Raw genomic sequence first — 15,749 nt, 5'->3', positions numbered from 1 at the left:
CCCACACGCCCCTCTTCCGGTTGATGTTGCATCAACCGATCCGCTATGAGTTCACCGATCTTGCCGATACTCAGCGCATCCCCGGACCGAGGCGGTACGACTCTGAAGAGTGCCCCTGGACCTGCGAGGATACCGCCGCATGGATAACGATCGGGCCACAGCACGGAGGGTTCACACAACGTCGCCGTGCGAGATCGACGGCAGTGCGAAATTGTTCACTGACGGTTCGAGAATGGTGGCGATACGCGATCGAAAGTCCCCACCTGGTCGTTTGTGGACAGTTCTCAACTGGCCACATTTCGAAGCGTCCCACCGATGCGACCGATCGTGATGTGAGGCGGCTCATCCGTTCGCTGAACCGCGAGCGCCCGCCCGGTAGGGTCCGGGCGTGGCGATCGATGACGTACGCGACGGGATTCGGGACGCGCAGGACTCCGCACAGGCCGCCATCGCGGCCTTGGAGGGGGCCACGAAGGAGATCGAGCAGGTGCGTCCCGCTCTCATGGAGGCTCTGACAGGGGCGACGCATCCGAAGGCCGCCACGGTGGAAGTCGATCTCGGGCAGGCCGTGGAGGCTTGTACGGAGATGGTCCAGATGTTCCGGGACGGCTCGGCCAAGCTCGACGAATACCTGACGGTGACGTGATGGCGCTCGGGGAGGTCGTCGCGCAGCTCGTGGCGGTGCGGGGCGCCATCCAGACCGCGATGGGTTTACTCGCGGACGCCGGTTCTGAGGCGACGGAGGCGCTCGGGAAGGCGGAAACCGCGCTTCAGGGGGCGGCGCACGAGCTGGCCGAGGAGGGTCTGAGCCTGTGGCGGCGGGGAGAGACCGAGGGAGGTTTCACCCTCCAGAAGCTGGCTGCGGCCGATGACGCCCTGGCCGACTACCTGGAGGTCCTGAGCCCCGGCAGCGGCACGAAGAGCACCGCGATCGCCAAACCGACCGGGGAGGAGCTGCTCAAGCGGCGACGGAGCAGCTCACGCACACGCAACTCGGTGCGCTCGTTCATCGAGAAGGCCGATCAAGTCGACGATGCCGTCAAGAACATCACCCCGAGCCGCAAGATCCTAGAGATCTCGCACCCGGATCTGCCCACGCCCCCGCCGTACGTGATCACGGAGACGGGAACGCGGGGACCCGTCATGCGTGCGCCGGACACTCCGAAGGCGGATTACGCCCAGGGCGCGATGTCCGTCGTCATCCTGACCACGGTCGCCGTGGTTACATCAGTGAAGGCCAAGGACATCGCGACCCGCGTCCACGACCGATGGAGGAACCAGTGAACGAAGACGAGCGAACTCTGCTAATCGCCACCATCACCGAGGGCACGAAGGCGCCGCTGGATCAGATCGAGCGGCTCGGCAACCGACGTACCTACATCCTCCTGAGCGCGGCCATGTTCGCGGCGATCGAGCAGAGCTTCGCCCCCGAGACCACGCCCGATCAGATTCGCGGCTACATCGAGGAGCTGTACGAGCGGTTCCCGAAGGCACGCGGCGAACTCAAGGCCGAGGTCGTGGAGGCGATCATCCGTGGCGGCCTGGGTGAAGAGGAGCTGCTCAAGCCGCTCACCTACGAGGACACCCTCGCGGCCGCGCACCTCGTGACCTTCGACCTGATGACGCGGGCGAACCTCGATGACGCGGCGAAAGAGGAGTTCATCCGCGAGGTCTACGACCTTGCCAACGAGGACTAGCGCAGCTCGGCGAGGAAACCGCGCCACTCACCCCGGGGGAGCACGAGCACCGGCCCCTCGGGGTTCTTGCTGTCCCGGACAACAATGCCACCGTCGTGGGCTGCGACTTCGACGCACTGACCGGCATTGCTGTCGCTGTAGCCGCTCTTCCGCCAGATGAGGGGTTTCATTCGAGATCCTTCGCAACGGTTTCGATGAAGCTGCGCGACTTCGTCCTGCTCCTCGTCTTCGGGCCCCTCGGGCTGCTCTGGGCCTCCGGCGCGATCATCTACGGGCGCCGGCTGAAGACCCAGCGCACGAACCCGCCCGCACCTGACAATCCAGATCAGCCGACCCACCCGGAGTTCCCGGAGGGCCTGACATGAGAACCCTCCACGCCCAACTCCGCGCACAGCTCCTCGCCTCCCGGGCCTTCACCGGGCACCGCCCGGGCCGACGCCGGCTCCGCATCATCCGCTTCGCCGGATTCCCCACCCCCCGTGCTGGTCCCACGCTGCCTGTGCCGCGGCCGGACGTGGCCGTGCCGCGAGCTGATCGCCACCCTCCGAGGGGCCCTCGGCTGGACGCACCGGCTTGGGGCCACCGTCCCATCCACCCCCCGAAACCCCGCCTCTCCCCGTGCCATCCTCACCCCCGTCCGGCAGACTTTCCCGGGGCGACCAGACGGAGGAGCGTGACGGGATGAGACTCCACTTCGCCGGCGCGCCGACCTCCGCGCCGCCGGGCTGGACGCATGTTCCGCTGCCGGTGCGGGGTGGGGTCGGGGTGCGGCGGTTGACGGGGGCGTTGCACGGGCCGCCGGGGCAGGCGGCGGTGGATCTCTTCCTGATCGCGGCGGCGGTGCATGCCGCGGACAAGGTCGAGGCGAGCGCGGTGAGTGTTCCGGTCGTCGAGGCGGAGCGGTGGCGGCGGGTGCTGCCGTTGTGGGTGAAGCTGACGCGGCATCTCACGGGCCGTGAGTGGGAGCTGGAGTTGCGGGAGGCGTCGTCGTACTGGTCGCCGGAGATTCCGGGGTGGGGCAGGCGGGCGGACGCGGTGGTGATGTTCGGTGGGGGTTTGGACGCGTTCGCGCACGCGGTGACGTTGCGGGACCGGCCGATGGTGCTGGTCGAGCGGCGGCGGAGGCGGGTGGCGACGCCGGGTGCGGCGCGGTTGGGGGTGCCGGTGACGCGGACGGCGGCGCTGACCACGCGGGGGACGCGTGGGGGTGACGCGACGTGGGGGTTGCTGGCGGTGGCGGCGGGGTTGCTGGTGTGCTCCAGTCACCGGGTGCGGAACCTGCGGGTCCCGGAGAACGGCCTGATCGCGGCGCATCCGCCGGGTGGGGTGCCGCGGCCGGCGAATCCGGTGACGCTGGCGCTGGTGAACCGGATGCTGCGGCATACGGCCATGCCGCATCGGGTGGTGAATCCGTGGGCGTATCTGACGAAAGGCGAGCTGGCGCGCGAGTCGGGTGTCGAGCTGGCCGACACGGTTTCGTGCGCGGTGCCCGGGGACGGCGAGGCGCGGCACTGCGGCACGTGCGCGCCGTGCGCCGTGCGGCACGCGGGGTTGCTCGCGGCGGGTGGGGACGCGACGCGGTACCGCCAGACGCCCTCGGGCGAGGTGCTGCGGGAGTGGCTGGACGCGCCCGACCCCGGTGAGGACGAGCTGCGGGACGCCCCGTGGCCGCCGGGCTCGGACCTGGCGCCGGTGGTGGACGTGGTGCGGCGCGGGCGGGCGGAGCTGCGCGAGGTGTGGGGTTAGGCCGCCTCGAAAAGGCGCGTTGACCGGTGTGCGATCTTCCACATAGGATCGCGGGGCCTCTTCCGGTGACGGGTATCAATAGCCCCGCCCGCATCGGGGAAGCGTGCCTGTCAATCCCGATGAGAGGGATCCCGTGAAGCTGTTCACGAAGCTCAGTGACGCCATGCTGTCCAGATTCGCCCCGAAGGTGGGGGCGCGCGCCGGATGCCCGTATGAGGAGCACGTGCTCTGCACCACGCTCTACTGCGCGGAGGGAAGCCTCGTCCGCTACTGGCGGGGCGGCGACTGTGTGCTGCACCGGCAGTTCATCGAGTGCGCCTGCACCGGTGTGATCGTCGGACCGTGACTTGACGGCCGCGGCCGGGGGACGCTACTCGGCGTCCTTCGGCCTGCGCCGGTCGTGCAGCACCATCCAGAACGTCCCGAACAGCCCCAGCCCGACCCCGGCCCAGCAGGTGTCGATCCACCAGCCGTGCCCGGCGGACTCCAGGGAGTCGCGGAAGATCCACATCACCAGGCCCGCGATGCCCCACAGGGCGGTGCCGGTGACCGCGATCGGGGTCATCGGCATGTCGGGGGGCGGGGGCGCGAGGCGGAGGCCGCCGTCGGTGGGTCGTGGGTCCGGCACGCAGTCAGCGTACAGCGGTGGGGCAGCGAAGATCGTCACTGTCCGCCGACCGGTGTGCCGGGGACGCCGACGCGCCGCCCCCGGTGAGGGGAGCGGCGCGTGTGGGGGATCAGGCCGCCGCGAGGCGCGCCTTGAACTTGCCGCCCAGCCGCGCCAGGACCAGCGCGCCGCCGATGCCCGCGGCGGCGGTCAGCCACCACAGCGCCGGGCCGAAGAGGGCGGTGGCCAGCAGCGGCGCCGCCAGGCGGGTCAGGGAGCTGACCCACTGCATCGCGCCCTGGTAGCGGCCCTGGGCCTCGGCGGGGGCCATGTCGGCGGCGATGCCACCGGCGACGATGCCGCCGAAGACCTCGCCGACGGTCCAGACGGCGACGGTGGCCGCGTAGGTCCAGGCCGAGGAGGCCAGGCCGGTGGCGGCCACCCCGACACCGACGAGGACGTAGGACAGGCCCAGGGTGCGCAGGCGGCCGAACTTGACGGTCAGGGGGTAGATGACCGGCTGGAGGACCACGACCAGGACGGCGTTGACCACCGCGGTGACGCCGTAGACGGCGGGCGAGAGGCCGTCGACGCGGATGGCGAGGGGCAGGGCGTACTCGGAGAGGGCGTAGACGGTCTCGGCGGCGAAGGCCAGCCCGATGTAGGCCAGCATCAGCTTGTCGCGCAGGACGACGCCGTAGCCGCCGGTCTTGCCGGTGGGGACGGCGGTCCGCACGGTCTCGCGCTTGATGCCCAGCGCGATGATGACGGCGAAGACGACACTGCTGGCGCCGTCGATGACGAACAGCAGCCAGTAGCCGCGGGCGGCGAAGAACCCGGCGAAGCCCGCGCCGAGCGCGACGCCGATGTTGACGGCCCAGTGGACGAGCATGAACGCGCGGGTCCGGCGCTCGCCGCTGACCGAGCGGGCCACCAGGGCACCGGCGGCGGGCGGGAACAGGCGTCCGGCGAGCCCGACGAGGATCGCCGCCACGCCCAGCAGGATCGCCGAGGGCATGACGTACAGGACGCCGAGGGCGGCGGGCACGGCCAGCAGCCCGAAGATCAGCGCCGAGCGGGCCCCGACGCGGTCGGCGAGCCAGCCGCCGACGACGGATCCGGCCAGGCCGCCGACGCCGAGGGCGGCGACGATGTAGCCGGTGGCGTCCTCGCTGACACCGCGCGAGCCGAGGAAGAAGACGAGGAACGGGACGACCACCCCGCCCATGCGGTTGACGAGGGTGCCGAGGGCGACGATCCAGAACTGGCGGGGCAGTCCGCCGAAGAGGCGCTGGACGGCGGAGGTGCGGGCGGGGTTCGGGGTGGGAGCGGCGGTGGGGGCGGTGTCGAGCTGCATGAGAAGAGCATCGGGCCACCGAAACGATCTCGGCATTGTTTAAGCGCTGCCTGAATGTCATCCTTGACCTGCGCGAACACCACCCCCACCGTCCTGGTGTGCGCGCGGACACAGGAGGTGGCCGTGCTCACCATCGAGTTCTCCGCCGGCGATGTCGCCCGCATCCGCTTCGCACTGTCGTGCCTGTGGGAGGCGATGAGCGCGTTCCACGTGGTCCAGGGACCCGACGGGCACACCGCGCTGCTGCCGTGGATCCGCCGCAACGGCCCGGCGATGCGCGCGATGCTGGGCGAGGGCAGCCTGCTGGCGGGGCTGATCCCGTCCGGCCCGAGGTACACCCCGGACTTCCTGACGCCGCCGTCGTTCACGCTCAACCCCGACATCCGCGAGGAGCTCACCCGCGTCCTGGCCACCCCGCACGAGCAGGTGCGCGCCGAGATCGAGCTGCTGACCGTCCCGCGCACGCCCGCCGTGCAGGCGATGTACGACGACCCGGACGCCGGGCTGCGGCGCTTCGCGCGGGAGATGACGCTGCTGTGGGACACCTTCCTCGCCCCGGAGTGGCCGCGCATGAAGGCCGTCCTGGACGCCGAGGTCTTCCACCGCGCGCGCCGCTTCACCGAGGAGGGCGCCGAGGGTCTCCTGAACGGCCTGCACGAGTGGATCGGCTGGCGCGACGAGACCCTGTCGGTGGCCCGCGAGTGGTGCCTGTCGGCCGACATCGCGGCGGGCTCGGGGGTGCTGCTGGTGCCGGCGGTGTTCGTGTGGCCGGCGGTGCGCACCGTCGCCTCGGGCGTCAACCCGCAGATCGCCTATCCGCCGCGCGGGGTGGCGACGCTGTGGGAGGCCCCCCACGAGGCCCCCGACGCCCTCGCGGCGGTCCTGGGACGCACGCGCGCGCAACTGCTCGTCGAGCTGGACGCCCCGGCGTCCACGACCGAGCTCGCCAAGCGCGTCGGCGTCTCGGCGGCGGGGGTCTCGCAGCATCTGAAAGTCCTGCGTGACGCCGGTCTGGTGACCCCGCACCGGGCGGGCCACAAGGTCCTGAACCTGCGCACCGCTGCCGCCGACACGCTGCTGGCCGCTGTGCCCGGATAACCCGCTGGAAACGCCGCGCGGACGCTTGCTAGAGTGTTCTTCACCGGTCCGACCGGTATGCGGACGTAGCGCAGTTGGTAGCGCATCACCTTGCCAAGGTGAGGGTCGCGAGTTCGAGTCTCGTCGTCCGCTCCGAGGAAAGCCCCGGCCCGATGGCCGGGGCTTCTCTGTGCGCGGTTACTTCAGGGCCCGTGCGAAGTCGGCGATCAGGTCCTCGGCCGACTCGATCCCGCAGCTCACCCGGATCAGGTCGTCGGTGATGCCGACCGCCTCCCGCGCCTCGCGCGTCATGCCCGCGTGCGAGGTCAGCGCCGGGCGGGTGATCAGCGACTCCACCCCGCCCAGGCTCGGCGCGCCGTAGGGCAGCTCCAGGCCCTCGATGAGCCGCTCGGCGGCGGGGACGCCACCGGCCAGCCGCAGCGACAGCATCCCGCCGAAGCCGCTCAGGAACGTCCGGGCGTGCTCGTGGTCGGGATGCCAGGACTGCCCGGCGTAGTTGACCGTGGTCACCGACTCGTGCCCGGCGAGGAACTCGGCGAGCGCGGCGGCATTGGCGTTCTGCCGTTCCACGCGCAGCGCGAGGGTCTTGACGCCGCGCGCCAGCAGGTAGGCGGCGTGCGCGTCGAGGCTGCCTCCGTAGTGGTTGAGGCTGTGCCGGACGCGCGCGACGAGTTCGGCGGATCCGGCGACGACCCCGGCGACCAGGTCGGAGTGGCCGTTGAGGTATTTGGTCGCCGAGTGCAGCACGATGTCGCATCCGGCCTCCAGGGGCCGGAAGTTGACCGGGCTGGCGAAGGTGTTGTCCACGATGGACACCAGGCCGTGCTCGCGGGCGAAGGCGGCGACCTCGGGGATGCGGCCGACGCGCATGAGCGGGTTGGTGATGGTCTCGACGTAGAAGGCCCGGGTGGTGGGCGTCAGGGCGTCGGCCCAGGTCTCCGGCTTGGCGGGGTCGACGGCGGTGACGGTCCAGCCGAGTTCGGGGGCGTGGTGGTCGAGGAAGTCCTGCGTCCCGCCGTAGAGGGTGTCGCCGACGATGATGTGGTCGCCGGTCTTGAGGAACGTCAGGAGGGTGGCGCTGATGGCGGCCATGCCGGACGCGGTGGCCAGCGCCGCCTCGGCGCCCTCCAGCGCGGCGAGCTTGCCGTGCAGGTAGTTCTGAGTGGGTGTGGAGGACAGCCGCAGGTACTTGATGTCGTGGTAGTCGGTGCCGGCCGGGACGGCGAAGACCGTGCCCTGGTAGATCGGGTGGACGACCGATCCCTCGGGGCCGGGGCGGACCTCGCCCCCGTGGACGGCGACGGTGTCGATGTTCGGAGACATGCGAGGACCTCCTCGCGGCCGCGTTCGGGCCGCTCGGGGTCAGGGTAGGGATCTTCGCGGCGGTGGGGAAGTCCAATGGGCGGCCGGACTGGCCGGTCCGCCCACCGTGGTGGCGGGTGGGCGGACGGCGGCACGAGCTCGGTGGCGTTGCCGCGAGGTCAGCGGCGTCCCCCGCGCGTCCACGGGTGCACCTCGATGGACGCGTAGCGCTCGGCGGTGAGAATCGCGCGGGCGGCCTCGGCGTCCGGCGCGCGCACCAGAGCGGCGGTGCCCAGCCACTGCGTCCCGTCGTCGGAGTACAGGGAGCCGTAGGCGAGCAGGTCATCGCCGTTCACCGGGAGTTCGGTGTCGGCGGGTTCGCCCTCGCCGAGCCCGAGGACGAAGTGGCGGTCCTCACCGTCGAGGTCGCCGGGGAACTCCCACATGGTGCGGCCCAGGAGGTTCTCGTAGCGCCGGATGAGGATGTCGCGGTACATACCGGCCTGGTAGCCGGGCTCCTCGAAGGCGAAGGCGCGCGCGGCGTCGACGTCGGGCAGCGCGGCGATGTGGACGCTGCCGGAGGGCGTCTCGTCGGGGGCGAAGGTGGGGCCGCGCGCGATGAGCTCGGCGGCGAAACCGTCCATGTAGGACCAGTGCGCTTCGAGCAGCTTCTGCCGCAGGCCGAGGGAGCCGACGCGGTCGCGGTGGTAGCAGAGGAACTCCATGGGGGCAGTCTTACCTGCGGCCGCAAGCGGGTTTCGGCCCGCGTGGACGGCCGGGGCCGGGTCACCCCCGCTTCGGCAGGGCGTCCAGGCTCTCCCGCGCCTGGGCGTGGCCCTTGGCGGCGGCGCGCTTGTACCAGTCCTCCGCCCCGGTGAGGTCCGCGCGCTTTTCGAGGAGGTCGCCCAGGTGGTACATGGCGTCGGTCTCCCCCGCGGCGGCGGCCCGGCGGTACCAGTGCTCGGCTCCGGCGAGGTCGCCGCGGTCCTCCAGCAGCATGCCCAGGTTGTCCATCGTCGTGGCGACCTCGACGTCGTCGGCACCGGCGTCGATGGCGCGCCGGTACCACTCCTCGGCCTCGGCGAGATCGCCCGCGTTCTCCAGCAGCAGCCCGAGGTTGTTCATCGCGCCGGTGTCGTCCCCGGCGGCGGCCCGGCGGTACCAGGACTCCGCCCCGGCGAGATCGCCGCGCCGCTCCAGCAGTTCGGCGAGCCCGCCCATCGCCTCGGTGTCGCCTCCGGTCGCGGCCCGCAGGCACCAGGACTCCGCCTCGGCGGTCTCGCCGCGGGCCTCCAGCAGGTCGGCCAGGCCCATGATGCCGTAGATGTAGCCGAGCCCGGCGGAGCGGCGGAACCAGGCTTCGGCCCCGGCGAGGTCCCCGCGCTTCTCCAGCAGATGCCCGAGACCGGCCATGGCGCCGGGATCCTCGTCGCCGCGATCTTCGATGACCCGGAGGTAGAGGGCCTCGGCATCGGCCTGCTCGTCACGGCGCCGGAGCAGGTCGGCGAGTCTGGCCATCGCGTCGGTGTCGCCGAGATCGGCCGCCTTGCGCAACCAGGTCTCGGCCTGGGCGATGTCGTCCCGGTCTTCGAGGAGATCGGCCAGGCCGTACATCGCGTCGGTGTCGCCCAGGTCGGCCGACCTCCGGTACCAGACCTCGGCCTCGGAGAACCTCCGGCGCTTCTCCAGCAGGTCGGCGAGGTTGTACATGGCCGTGGCCGCGTTGTCGCCGCCGGCGCCGATGGACTCGCGGTAGCGCGCCTCGGCTCCGGCGAGGTCGCCGCGCTCCTCCAGGAGCAGGCCCAGCCGGTTCATCGCATCGGCGTCGCCCTTGGCGGCCCGGCGCCGCAGCCGGGCCTCCTCCCCGTCCCCGCCGCCGTGGGCGCGGTTGAGCGCGATGTGGATCCGCCCGCCGTCATTGCCGTTGCGCCGCTGCGGCTCCGGGCGCGACTTCGCCCGCAGCTCGTGCCGGACCCGCTCGAAGAGGTCCTCCATCGCCAGCAGCTCGCCCTTGCCCGGCACGCCCTCGGTCAGGGCGCGCAGGAGCTCGCCGGTGAACGCGGTGTACGGCTCGCCGACCGGCGCCAGCGACCGCTGCGTCTCCGCCGAGGAGGTCAGCAGGTAGGTGCCCTCGATCGGCGTGCTGTCGGCGAGATCGTCACCGGCGCTCATGCCGCCGACCATGGCGCGGCCGGAGAAGCAGCAGTCCAGGATGACGATCTTGCGGACGGCGGGCGAGGCGACCACGGCCTGCCGCAGGTAGCCGTACGGGAGCGCGGTCTCCGGCTCACCGGGCGAGCTGTCCCGCAGCGCCAGGAGGAACTCGTGGGAGGCGCCGACCAGGCCGTGCCCGGCGTAGTAGATGAGCAGGGTGTCGGTCGCGGCCGCGGCGGCCTCGCGGACGGGCCGCATCACCTCGCGCATCTCGGCGGGCCCGGTGACCGTCGCGCAGTTCTTCGCGCGCAGGCCCCACACCCGGGGGTCGGTGAGCGCGTCCCGCAGCGCCGCGACCCCGGCGGGGACCGTCGGCAGCTTCGCCAACGCGAGGTAGTCGCCGACGCCGATCAGTACCGCGCGCGAGCCGGTCACGTCCGGCAGGCTCATCCCGACCCCCTCGCACCGATGGACGTATCCATCATCCCGCACCGAAACCACCCCCGCCGTCCCATCATTTGGGAATCCCTAGTTATCCGATAGGAGTTAGGGAATAGTCACTCCCATGACCTTGGTCGGCACCATGACACAGCACGCGACGCGCGACGCCGCCGTCGGCACCTGTTGTTAGCAAAGGTCCCAACGGCCCACTAGCCCCCGGCACGCGCCCGCCGCGCCTCCCGGGCGTCCCCTCACGCCGTTCCCGCCCGACCGCTCTCCCGCCGCCCGCCCTCGGGCCGCTTCACCACATCCGCCGACGGCCCTCGCGCGCCGTCCGCTGACGCCATCCCCTCATCACGACTCCCCTCACGAACGACACCGGAGGACCCCCATGTCCCTCGTCATCGTCGTCGGCAACCCACGGACCGCATCGCGGACGCGGGTCGCCGCCGAACAGCTGGCCGCCGACCTGTCCGCCGATCCGCCGCGCGTCCTCGACCTGGCCGCGCTGGGACCGGGCGCGATCGGCGCCACCGAGGCCACCCCCGCCGTCTCCCAGGCGGTCCAGGACGCCGCCGGGGCACGGCTGCTGCTGGTCGCCACGCCCGTCTACAAGGCCTCCTTCACCGGACTGCTGAAGCTGTTCCTGGACCGCTTCCCGCCCGGCGGGCTCGACGGCGCCGTCGCGGTGCCGGTCCTGATCGGGGCCGCGCCGGCGCACCTGGCGCTGGCCGATCTCCAGCTGCGCATCGTCCTGGCCGAGCTGGGGGCGGCGCTCCCGGCGCCGTCGCTGCTGGTCGAGGAGCGGGAGCTGCCCGCGATCGCCGACGTGACGGCCTCGTGGGTGAAGCGGCACGGCGGGAGGGTCGCGTGAGCGCCACCGCCGTCCGCGCCGACCTCGACCCGGGCTCCTACCGCCAGGTGTTCCGGGCGCATGCCGCCTCGGTCGCGGTCATCACCGCCGACGCGGGACGCGGACCGGCGGGCTTCACCGCGACGTCCCTGGTCAGCGTCTCCCTGACGCCGCCGCTGGTCTCCTTCGCACTGTCCACTTCGGCCTCGTCGTGGCCGACGATCGCCGTCGCCACCAGCCTCGCGGTGCACCTGCTCGGCGAGGAGCAGCACGAACTCGCCCGCCGCTTCGCCACCAGCGGCATCGACCGCTTCGACGGCGTGGCCTGGTCGCGGCTGTCCACCGGGGAACCGGTCCTGGACGACCCGCCGGTCCGGCTGCGCGGAACCGTCGAGCACCGCTTCCGCGCCGGTGACCACCACATCGTCGTCGCGCGCCTCACCAGCGCCGACGTGCGGCGGCCGCACTCGCCGCTGCTCTACCACGACGGCGCCTACGCGTCGATTACCTGAAAGGCACCTAAACCATGTCCCGCTTCCGAAGACTCCTCGGCCTCGCGCTCGCCGTCACCGCCCTCGCCGGTTGCGCCGCGCAGAAGAACGAAGGGCCGACGCTCGCCCTGGACGCGCCGCTGCCCGCCTCGGTCACCGAGGGCACCAAGCTCGTCATCGGCGATCCCGCCACCAAGATCGCGCTCCAGCTGTCGGGCGAACTGGACAAGTTCTCGTTCCCGATCGAGTGGGCCAACATCTCCGGCGGCCCGCAGACCCTGGAGGCGTTCCGCGCCGACGCCCTCGACATCGGCGCGGTCGCCGAGATCCCGGCGATCCACGCGACCTGGACGAACCTGCCGGTGAAGATCGTGGCGTCCAAGTTCCGCCAGGACCCGCTGGCGCACCCGGTGTACCGCCTGGGCGTCGCGCCCGGCGTCACGGTGTCCACACTGGCCGATCTGCGCGGCAAGAAGATCGCCTTCAGCCCGGGGCAGGCGCAGGGCGCGCTGATCCTGCGGGTGCTGAAGAAGGCGGGCCTGACCAAGGACGACGTGCAGCTCATCGAGCTTCCCTCCACAGGGGACGTCTACCCCAACGCGCTGGCCGCCAAGCAGGTCGACGTCGCCCCGATCGGCGGCGTGGCGGTGCCGCGCTACCTGGCCAAGTACGGCAAGGACGGCGCCACCGCCATCGACCACGGCCTGCGCGACGACCCCAGCCACCTGTACGTGCGCACCGAGACCCTGGAGGACCCGGGCAAGGCCGCCGCGATCGCCGAGTACGTCAAGGCGTGGGGCCGGGCCACCAAGTGGGTCTACGAGCACCCGCAGGAGTGGATCCAGGGCTACTACGTCGCCGACCAGCACATCTCCAAAGAGGACGGTGAGTACCTCGTGCAGAACGCCGGTCAGCCCGACGTGCCCGCCGACTGGTCGGACGTGATCGCCCGGCACCAGGAGACCATCGACCTGCTCGCCGCGCACACCGGCAACCCCGTCTTCAAGTCCGAGAACCTCTTCGACCGCCGCTTCGAGAAGATCGGCGCCGAGGGGTACGCCGGGAGCACGGCATGACCATCACCGCGCCCGCCGGGCCGATCGGCACCGAGGACCCCGTCCACCAGCCGCCACCGGTCCCGCGACCCGAGGGCATCACGCGGACCCGCCGCAGGCGCCGCCTCGGCCCCGGCCGCAAGATCCGCGGCGCCGGGCTGCTCGGCCCGCTCATCCTGCTCGCCGCCTGGACGATCGGCTCGGCCACCGGCGCGCTCGACCCGCGCGTCCTGTCGGCGCCCTGGACGGTGTTCACCACCGCCGGGACCCTGTGGGACAACGGGCGGCTCCAGGAGAACCTGCTCACCTCCACCGAGCGCTTCGCCTACGGGCTGGTGCTCGGCGTGGTCGCCGGGACCGTCCTCGCCCTCATCGCCGGGCTCAGCCGCTGGGGCGAGGCGCTGCTGGACGGGCCCGTCCAGATCAAGCGCTCGATCCCCGCGCTGGCGCTGCTTCCGCTGCTCATCCTGTGGCTGGGCATCGACGAGGAGATGAAGGTCATCACCATCGCCCTCGGCGTGTTCGTGCCCGTCTACATCCACCTCCACAACGGCCTGCGCGGCATCGACTCGCGCTACGCCGAGCTCGCCGAGACCGTCGGGCTCGGGCACGCCGGGTTCGTGCGGAAGGTCGTCCTGCCCGGCGCGCTGCCGGGATTCCTGCTCGGGCTGCGTTTCGCGGTGACCGCCGCGTGGCTGTCGCTCGTCGTGGTCGAGCAGATCAACGCCACCAGCGGCATCGGCTACATGATGGAGCTGGCCCGCACCTACGGGCAGACCGACGTGATCATCGTCGGCCTGGTCCTCTACGGACTGCTGGGACTGCTCTCCGACGGCCTGGTCCGCCTGATCCAGAGGAGGGCCCTGTCATGGCGCCGCACACTGGGCTCGTAAACACCGGGCTGATCGATACCGAGCCGGCCGTCCGGGTCCGGGACCTGGACCGCCGCTTCGGCGAGCGGAGCGTCCTGAGTGGACTGAACCTCACCATCGGGCGCGGCGAGTTCGTGGCCCTGCTGGGGCAGAGCGGATCGGGCAAGTCCACGCTGCTGCGGGCCCTGGCCGGGCTCGACCACGACGTCACCGGCGAAGGCGGCATCGAGGTCCCCGGCAAGCTCTCGGTGGTGTTCCAGGACGCCCGGCTGCTGCCGTGGCTGCGGGTGCTGGACAACGTCGTGCTGGGCCTCCGCGACGCCCGTGCGCACGGCACGCGGGCGCTGGCCGAGGTCGGCCTGGCCGGGCGCGAGAAGGCCTGGCCCAACGAGCTCTCCGGCGGCGAGCAGCAGCGGGTGGCGCTGGCGCGCTCCCTCGTCCGCGAACCCGAGCTGCTGCTGGCCGACGAGCCCTTCGGCGCGCTGGACGCCCTCACGCGCGCCAAGATGCACGTCCTGCTGCGCAACCTGTGCGAGGCGCACCACCCGGCCGTCCTGCTGGTCACCCACGACGTGGACGAGGCCATCACCCTCGCCGACCGGATCCTCGTCCTCCACAAGGGACACGTCGCGGTCGAGCAGACCGTCGACGCCGACATCACCCCCGCCCGCCGCGCCGAGATCCGCGCGCGCCTGCTGACCGCACTCGACGGAGACACCGCATGAGCACCACTCCCCTCCACTTCAACGCCTTCCTCATGAGCACCGGGCACCACGAGGCCTCCTGGCGGCTCCCGGAGAGCGACGCGCACGCCACGACCACCATCGCCCACTACCAGAACCTGGCCCGCACCGCCGAGCGGGGCGCGCTGGACTCGGTGTTCTTCGCCGACTCCCCCGCGCTGTGGGGCGACATCGGGCGGCGCCCGTCGGGCTCGCTGGAACCGACGGTGGTGCTGACCGCGCTGGCCGCCGTGACCACCCACATCGGACTCATCGCGACCGCGTCCACCACCTATAACGACCCCTACAACCTGGCGCGCCGCTTCGCCTCCCTCGACCACATCTCCGGCGGCCGCGCGGGCTGGAACATCGTCACCACCGCCGGACCGGAGGCCGCGCGCAACTTCGGCCTCGACGACCAGCCCGCCCACGCCGAGCGCTACCAGCGGGCCGCGGAGTTCGTGGAGGTCGCCAAGAAGTTGTGGGACAGCTGGGACGACGAGGCCCCGAGCCCCGACAAGGACAGCGGCGTGTGGGGCGACAACAAGCTCGTCCGCCGCATCGAGCACAGTGGACGCCACTTCAAGGTCGGCGGCGCCCTGAACGTCCCCCGCTCCCCGCAGGCATACCCCGTCCTGGTGCAGGCCGGGTCCAGTGAGGACGGCCGCGACTTCGCCGCCCGCCACGCCGAGGCCGTCTTCACCGCCCAGCAGACCCTCGCCGACGCGCAGGCCTTCTACGCCGACGTCAAGCGCCGGGCCGCCGCGGCCGGACGCGACCCGGACCTGGTGAAGATCCTGCCGGGCATCGTCCCCGTCATCGGCTCCACCGAGGCCGAGGCCAAGGCCCTGGAGGACGAACTCGACCGGCTCATCGTCGCCGAGTACGCCCGCGATTCCCTCGCGCAGCAACTGAAACTGCGGCCCGAGGACCTGCCCCTCGACGCCGAACTGCCCGCCGACCTGCCCACCGAGGACGAGATCGAGGGCGCCAAGAGCCGCTTCACGCTCATCGTCGAACTCGCCCGCCGCGAGCGGCTCACCGTCCGGCAGCTCATCGGCCGCCTCGGCGGCGGGCGCGGGCACCGCACTTTCAGCGGCACCCCCGAGCAGGTCGCCGACGCCATCCAGGAATGGGCGAGCGCCGGCGCCGCCGACGGCTTCAACATCATGCCCGCCGTCCTGCCCTCCGGGCTGGAGGCCTTCGTCGACCACGTCGTCCCGATCCTGCGGGCGCGCGGCCTGCACCGCGAGGGCTACACCGGCACGACCCTGCGCGAGCACTACGGCCTGCCGCGCCCCGCCAACCTCTTCGACCGCGTCTAGCACCGTCCCGACACCATGAAGGAGCCCCC

General features: G+C 71.8%; 19 protein-coding genes and 1 tRNA gene. 14 read left to right on the top strand and 6 right to left on the bottom strand.

The window, feature by feature from the left end:
- Window positions 1-388: 388 nt before the first annotated feature.
- From QSK10_RS26965 to QSK10_RS26955, 3 genes are read left to right on the top strand one after another with little or no spacing between them, the layout of a single operon-like run.
- Window positions 389-646, top strand: coding sequence for a hypothetical protein (locus QSK10_RS26965; RefSeq protein ID WP_285665918.1), 258 nt, complete (start codon window positions 389-391; stop codon window positions 644-646).
- Complete coding sequence (locus tag QSK10_RS26960; RefSeq protein ID WP_285665916.1) at window positions 646-1,284, top strand: hypothetical protein; 639 nt, start codon at window positions 646-648, stop codon at window positions 1,282-1,284. Before QSK10_RS26965 ends, QSK10_RS26960 begins: the two co-directional genes overlap by 1 nt.
- Window positions 1,281-1,697 carry a hypothetical protein gene (locus QSK10_RS26955; RefSeq protein ID WP_285665915.1) on the top strand — a complete coding sequence of 139 codons (417 nt, stop codon included), beginning with the start codon at window positions 1,281-1,283 and terminating at the stop codon, window positions 1,695-1,697. The genes QSK10_RS26960 and QSK10_RS26955 overlap by 4 nt, the downstream gene beginning before the upstream one ends.
- Here the strand turns inward: QSK10_RS26955 and QSK10_RS26950 are convergent.
- Window positions 1,694-1,867: a DUF397 domain-containing protein gene (locus tag QSK10_RS26950; RefSeq protein ID WP_285665914.1), complete on the bottom strand. Its 174-nt coding sequence runs from the start codon at window positions 1,865-1,867 to the stop codon at window positions 1,694-1,696. The genes QSK10_RS26955 and QSK10_RS26950 overlap by 4 nt on opposite strands.
- A 24-nt stretch (window positions 1,868-1,891) precedes the next feature.
- Here QSK10_RS26950 and QSK10_RS26945 point away from each other — a divergent pair, with 24 nt between their 5' ends.
- The 3 genes from QSK10_RS26945 to QSK10_RS26935 all read left to right on the top strand — a co-directional run bounded on the left by QSK10_RS26945 (window position 1,892) and on the right by QSK10_RS26935 (window position 3,789).
- Window positions 1,892-2,062: a hypothetical protein gene (locus QSK10_RS26945; protein ID WP_285665913.1), complete on the top strand. Its 171-nt coding sequence runs from the start codon at window positions 1,892-1,894 to the stop codon at window positions 2,060-2,062.
- A 316-nt stretch (window positions 2,063-2,378) separates the two neighbouring features.
- The gene (locus QSK10_RS26940; RefSeq protein WP_285665912.1) at window positions 2,379-3,443 is read left to right on the top strand and encodes a 7-cyano-7-deazaguanine synthase; all 1,065 of its coding nucleotides are present in this window, start codon (window positions 2,379-2,381) and stop codon (window positions 3,441-3,443) included.
- Between the two features lie 133 nt (window positions 3,444-3,576).
- Window positions 3,577-3,789: a hypothetical protein gene (locus QSK10_RS26935; RefSeq protein ID WP_285665911.1), complete on the top strand. Its 213-nt coding sequence runs from the start codon at window positions 3,577-3,579 to the stop codon at window positions 3,787-3,789.
- 24 nt (window positions 3,790-3,813) lie between these two features.
- Here QSK10_RS26935 and QSK10_RS26930 read toward each other — a convergent pair whose 3' ends face one another.
- Entirely contained in the window at window positions 3,814-4,071 is a 258-nt protein-coding gene (locus QSK10_RS26930) for a DUF2530 domain-containing protein (RefSeq protein ID WP_285665910.1), read from the bottom strand.
- Between the two features lie 109 nt (window positions 4,072-4,180).
- Window positions 4,181-5,407, bottom strand: a complete 1,227-nt coding sequence (locus QSK10_RS26925) for an MFS transporter (RefSeq protein WP_285665909.1) — start codon at window positions 5,405-5,407, stop codon at window positions 4,181-4,183.
- Window positions 5,408-5,470: 63 nt separating this feature from the next.
- Between QSK10_RS26925 and QSK10_RS26920 the strand changes: the two genes are divergently transcribed.
- Both QSK10_RS26920 and QSK10_RS26915 read left to right on the top strand, forming a co-directional pair.
- Complete coding sequence (locus QSK10_RS26920; RefSeq protein ID WP_285665908.1) at window positions 5,471-6,505, top strand: DUF5937 family protein; 1,035 nt, start codon at window positions 5,471-5,473, stop codon at window positions 6,503-6,505.
- Between the two features lie 59 nt (window positions 6,506-6,564).
- A tRNA-Gly gene (locus tag QSK10_RS26915) sits at window positions 6,565-6,637 on the top strand.
- A 45-nt stretch (window positions 6,638-6,682) separates the two neighbouring features.
- Here the strand turns inward: QSK10_RS26915 and QSK10_RS26910 are convergent.
- The 3 genes from QSK10_RS26910 to QSK10_RS26900 form a co-directional block, all read right to left on the bottom strand.
- Window positions 6,683-7,828, bottom strand: coding sequence for a trans-sulfuration enzyme family protein (locus QSK10_RS26910; RefSeq protein ID WP_285665907.1), 1,146 nt, complete (start codon window positions 7,826-7,828; stop codon window positions 6,683-6,685).
- 158 nt (window positions 7,829-7,986) lie between these two features.
- Window positions 7,987-8,532 (bottom strand): YciI family protein, encoded by a 546-nt coding sequence (locus tag QSK10_RS26905; protein WP_285665906.1) that lies wholly within the window; start codon window positions 8,530-8,532, stop codon window positions 7,987-7,989.
- A 61-nt stretch (window positions 8,533-8,593) separates the two neighbouring features.
- Window positions 8,594-10,411, bottom strand: coding sequence for a caspase, EACC1-associated type (locus tag QSK10_RS26900; RefSeq protein WP_285665904.1), 1,818 nt, complete (start codon window positions 10,409-10,411; stop codon window positions 8,594-8,596).
- Window positions 10,412-10,793: 382 nt separating this feature from the next.
- On the opposite strand from QSK10_RS26900, the gene QSK10_RS26895 reads away from it, so the two are divergent.
- From QSK10_RS26895 to QSK10_RS26870, 6 genes are read left to right on the top strand one after another with little or no spacing between them, the layout of a single operon-like run.
- A complete protein-coding gene (locus QSK10_RS26895) occupies window positions 10,794-11,276 on the top strand; it encodes an NADPH-dependent FMN reductase (protein ID WP_285665903.1) in 483 nt (160 codons plus the stop codon).
- A complete protein-coding gene (locus tag QSK10_RS26890; RefSeq protein WP_285665902.1) occupies window positions 11,273-11,767 on the top strand; it encodes a flavin reductase family protein in 495 nt (164 codons plus the stop codon). The genes QSK10_RS26895 and QSK10_RS26890 overlap by 4 nt, the downstream gene beginning before the upstream one ends.
- A gap of 14 nt (window positions 11,768-11,781) precedes the next feature.
- The gene (locus QSK10_RS26885) at window positions 11,782-12,822 is read left to right on the top strand and encodes an ABC transporter substrate-binding protein (protein WP_285665901.1); all 1,041 of its coding nucleotides are present in this window, start codon (window positions 11,782-11,784) and stop codon (window positions 12,820-12,822) included.
- Window positions 12,819-13,694 carry an ABC transporter permease gene (locus QSK10_RS26880; protein WP_285665900.1) on the top strand — a complete coding sequence of 292 codons (876 nt, stop codon included), beginning with the start codon at window positions 12,819-12,821 and terminating at the stop codon, window positions 13,692-13,694. Before QSK10_RS26885 ends, QSK10_RS26880 begins: the two co-directional genes overlap by 4 nt.
- The gene (locus QSK10_RS26875) at window positions 13,670-14,398 is read left to right on the top strand and encodes an ABC transporter ATP-binding protein (protein WP_285665899.1); all 729 of its coding nucleotides are present in this window, start codon (window positions 13,670-13,672) and stop codon (window positions 14,396-14,398) included. Before QSK10_RS26880 ends, QSK10_RS26875 begins: the two co-directional genes overlap by 25 nt.
- A complete protein-coding gene (locus QSK10_RS26870) occupies window positions 14,395-15,720 on the top strand; it encodes an LLM class flavin-dependent oxidoreductase (RefSeq protein ID WP_285665898.1) in 1,326 nt (441 codons plus the stop codon). The genes QSK10_RS26875 and QSK10_RS26870 overlap by 4 nt, the downstream gene beginning before the upstream one ends.
- The last annotated feature ends 29 nt before the right edge of the window (window positions 15,721-15,749 follow it).

Source organism: Actinorhabdospora filicis (genome assembly GCF_030269765.1).
Lineage (GTDB): Bacteria > Actinomycetota > Actinomycetes > Mycobacteriales > Micromonosporaceae > Actinorhabdospora > Actinorhabdospora filicis.
The sequence above is the reverse complement of the archived record's forward strand: the minus strand, read 5'-3'. Positions and strand labels throughout refer to the sequence as shown.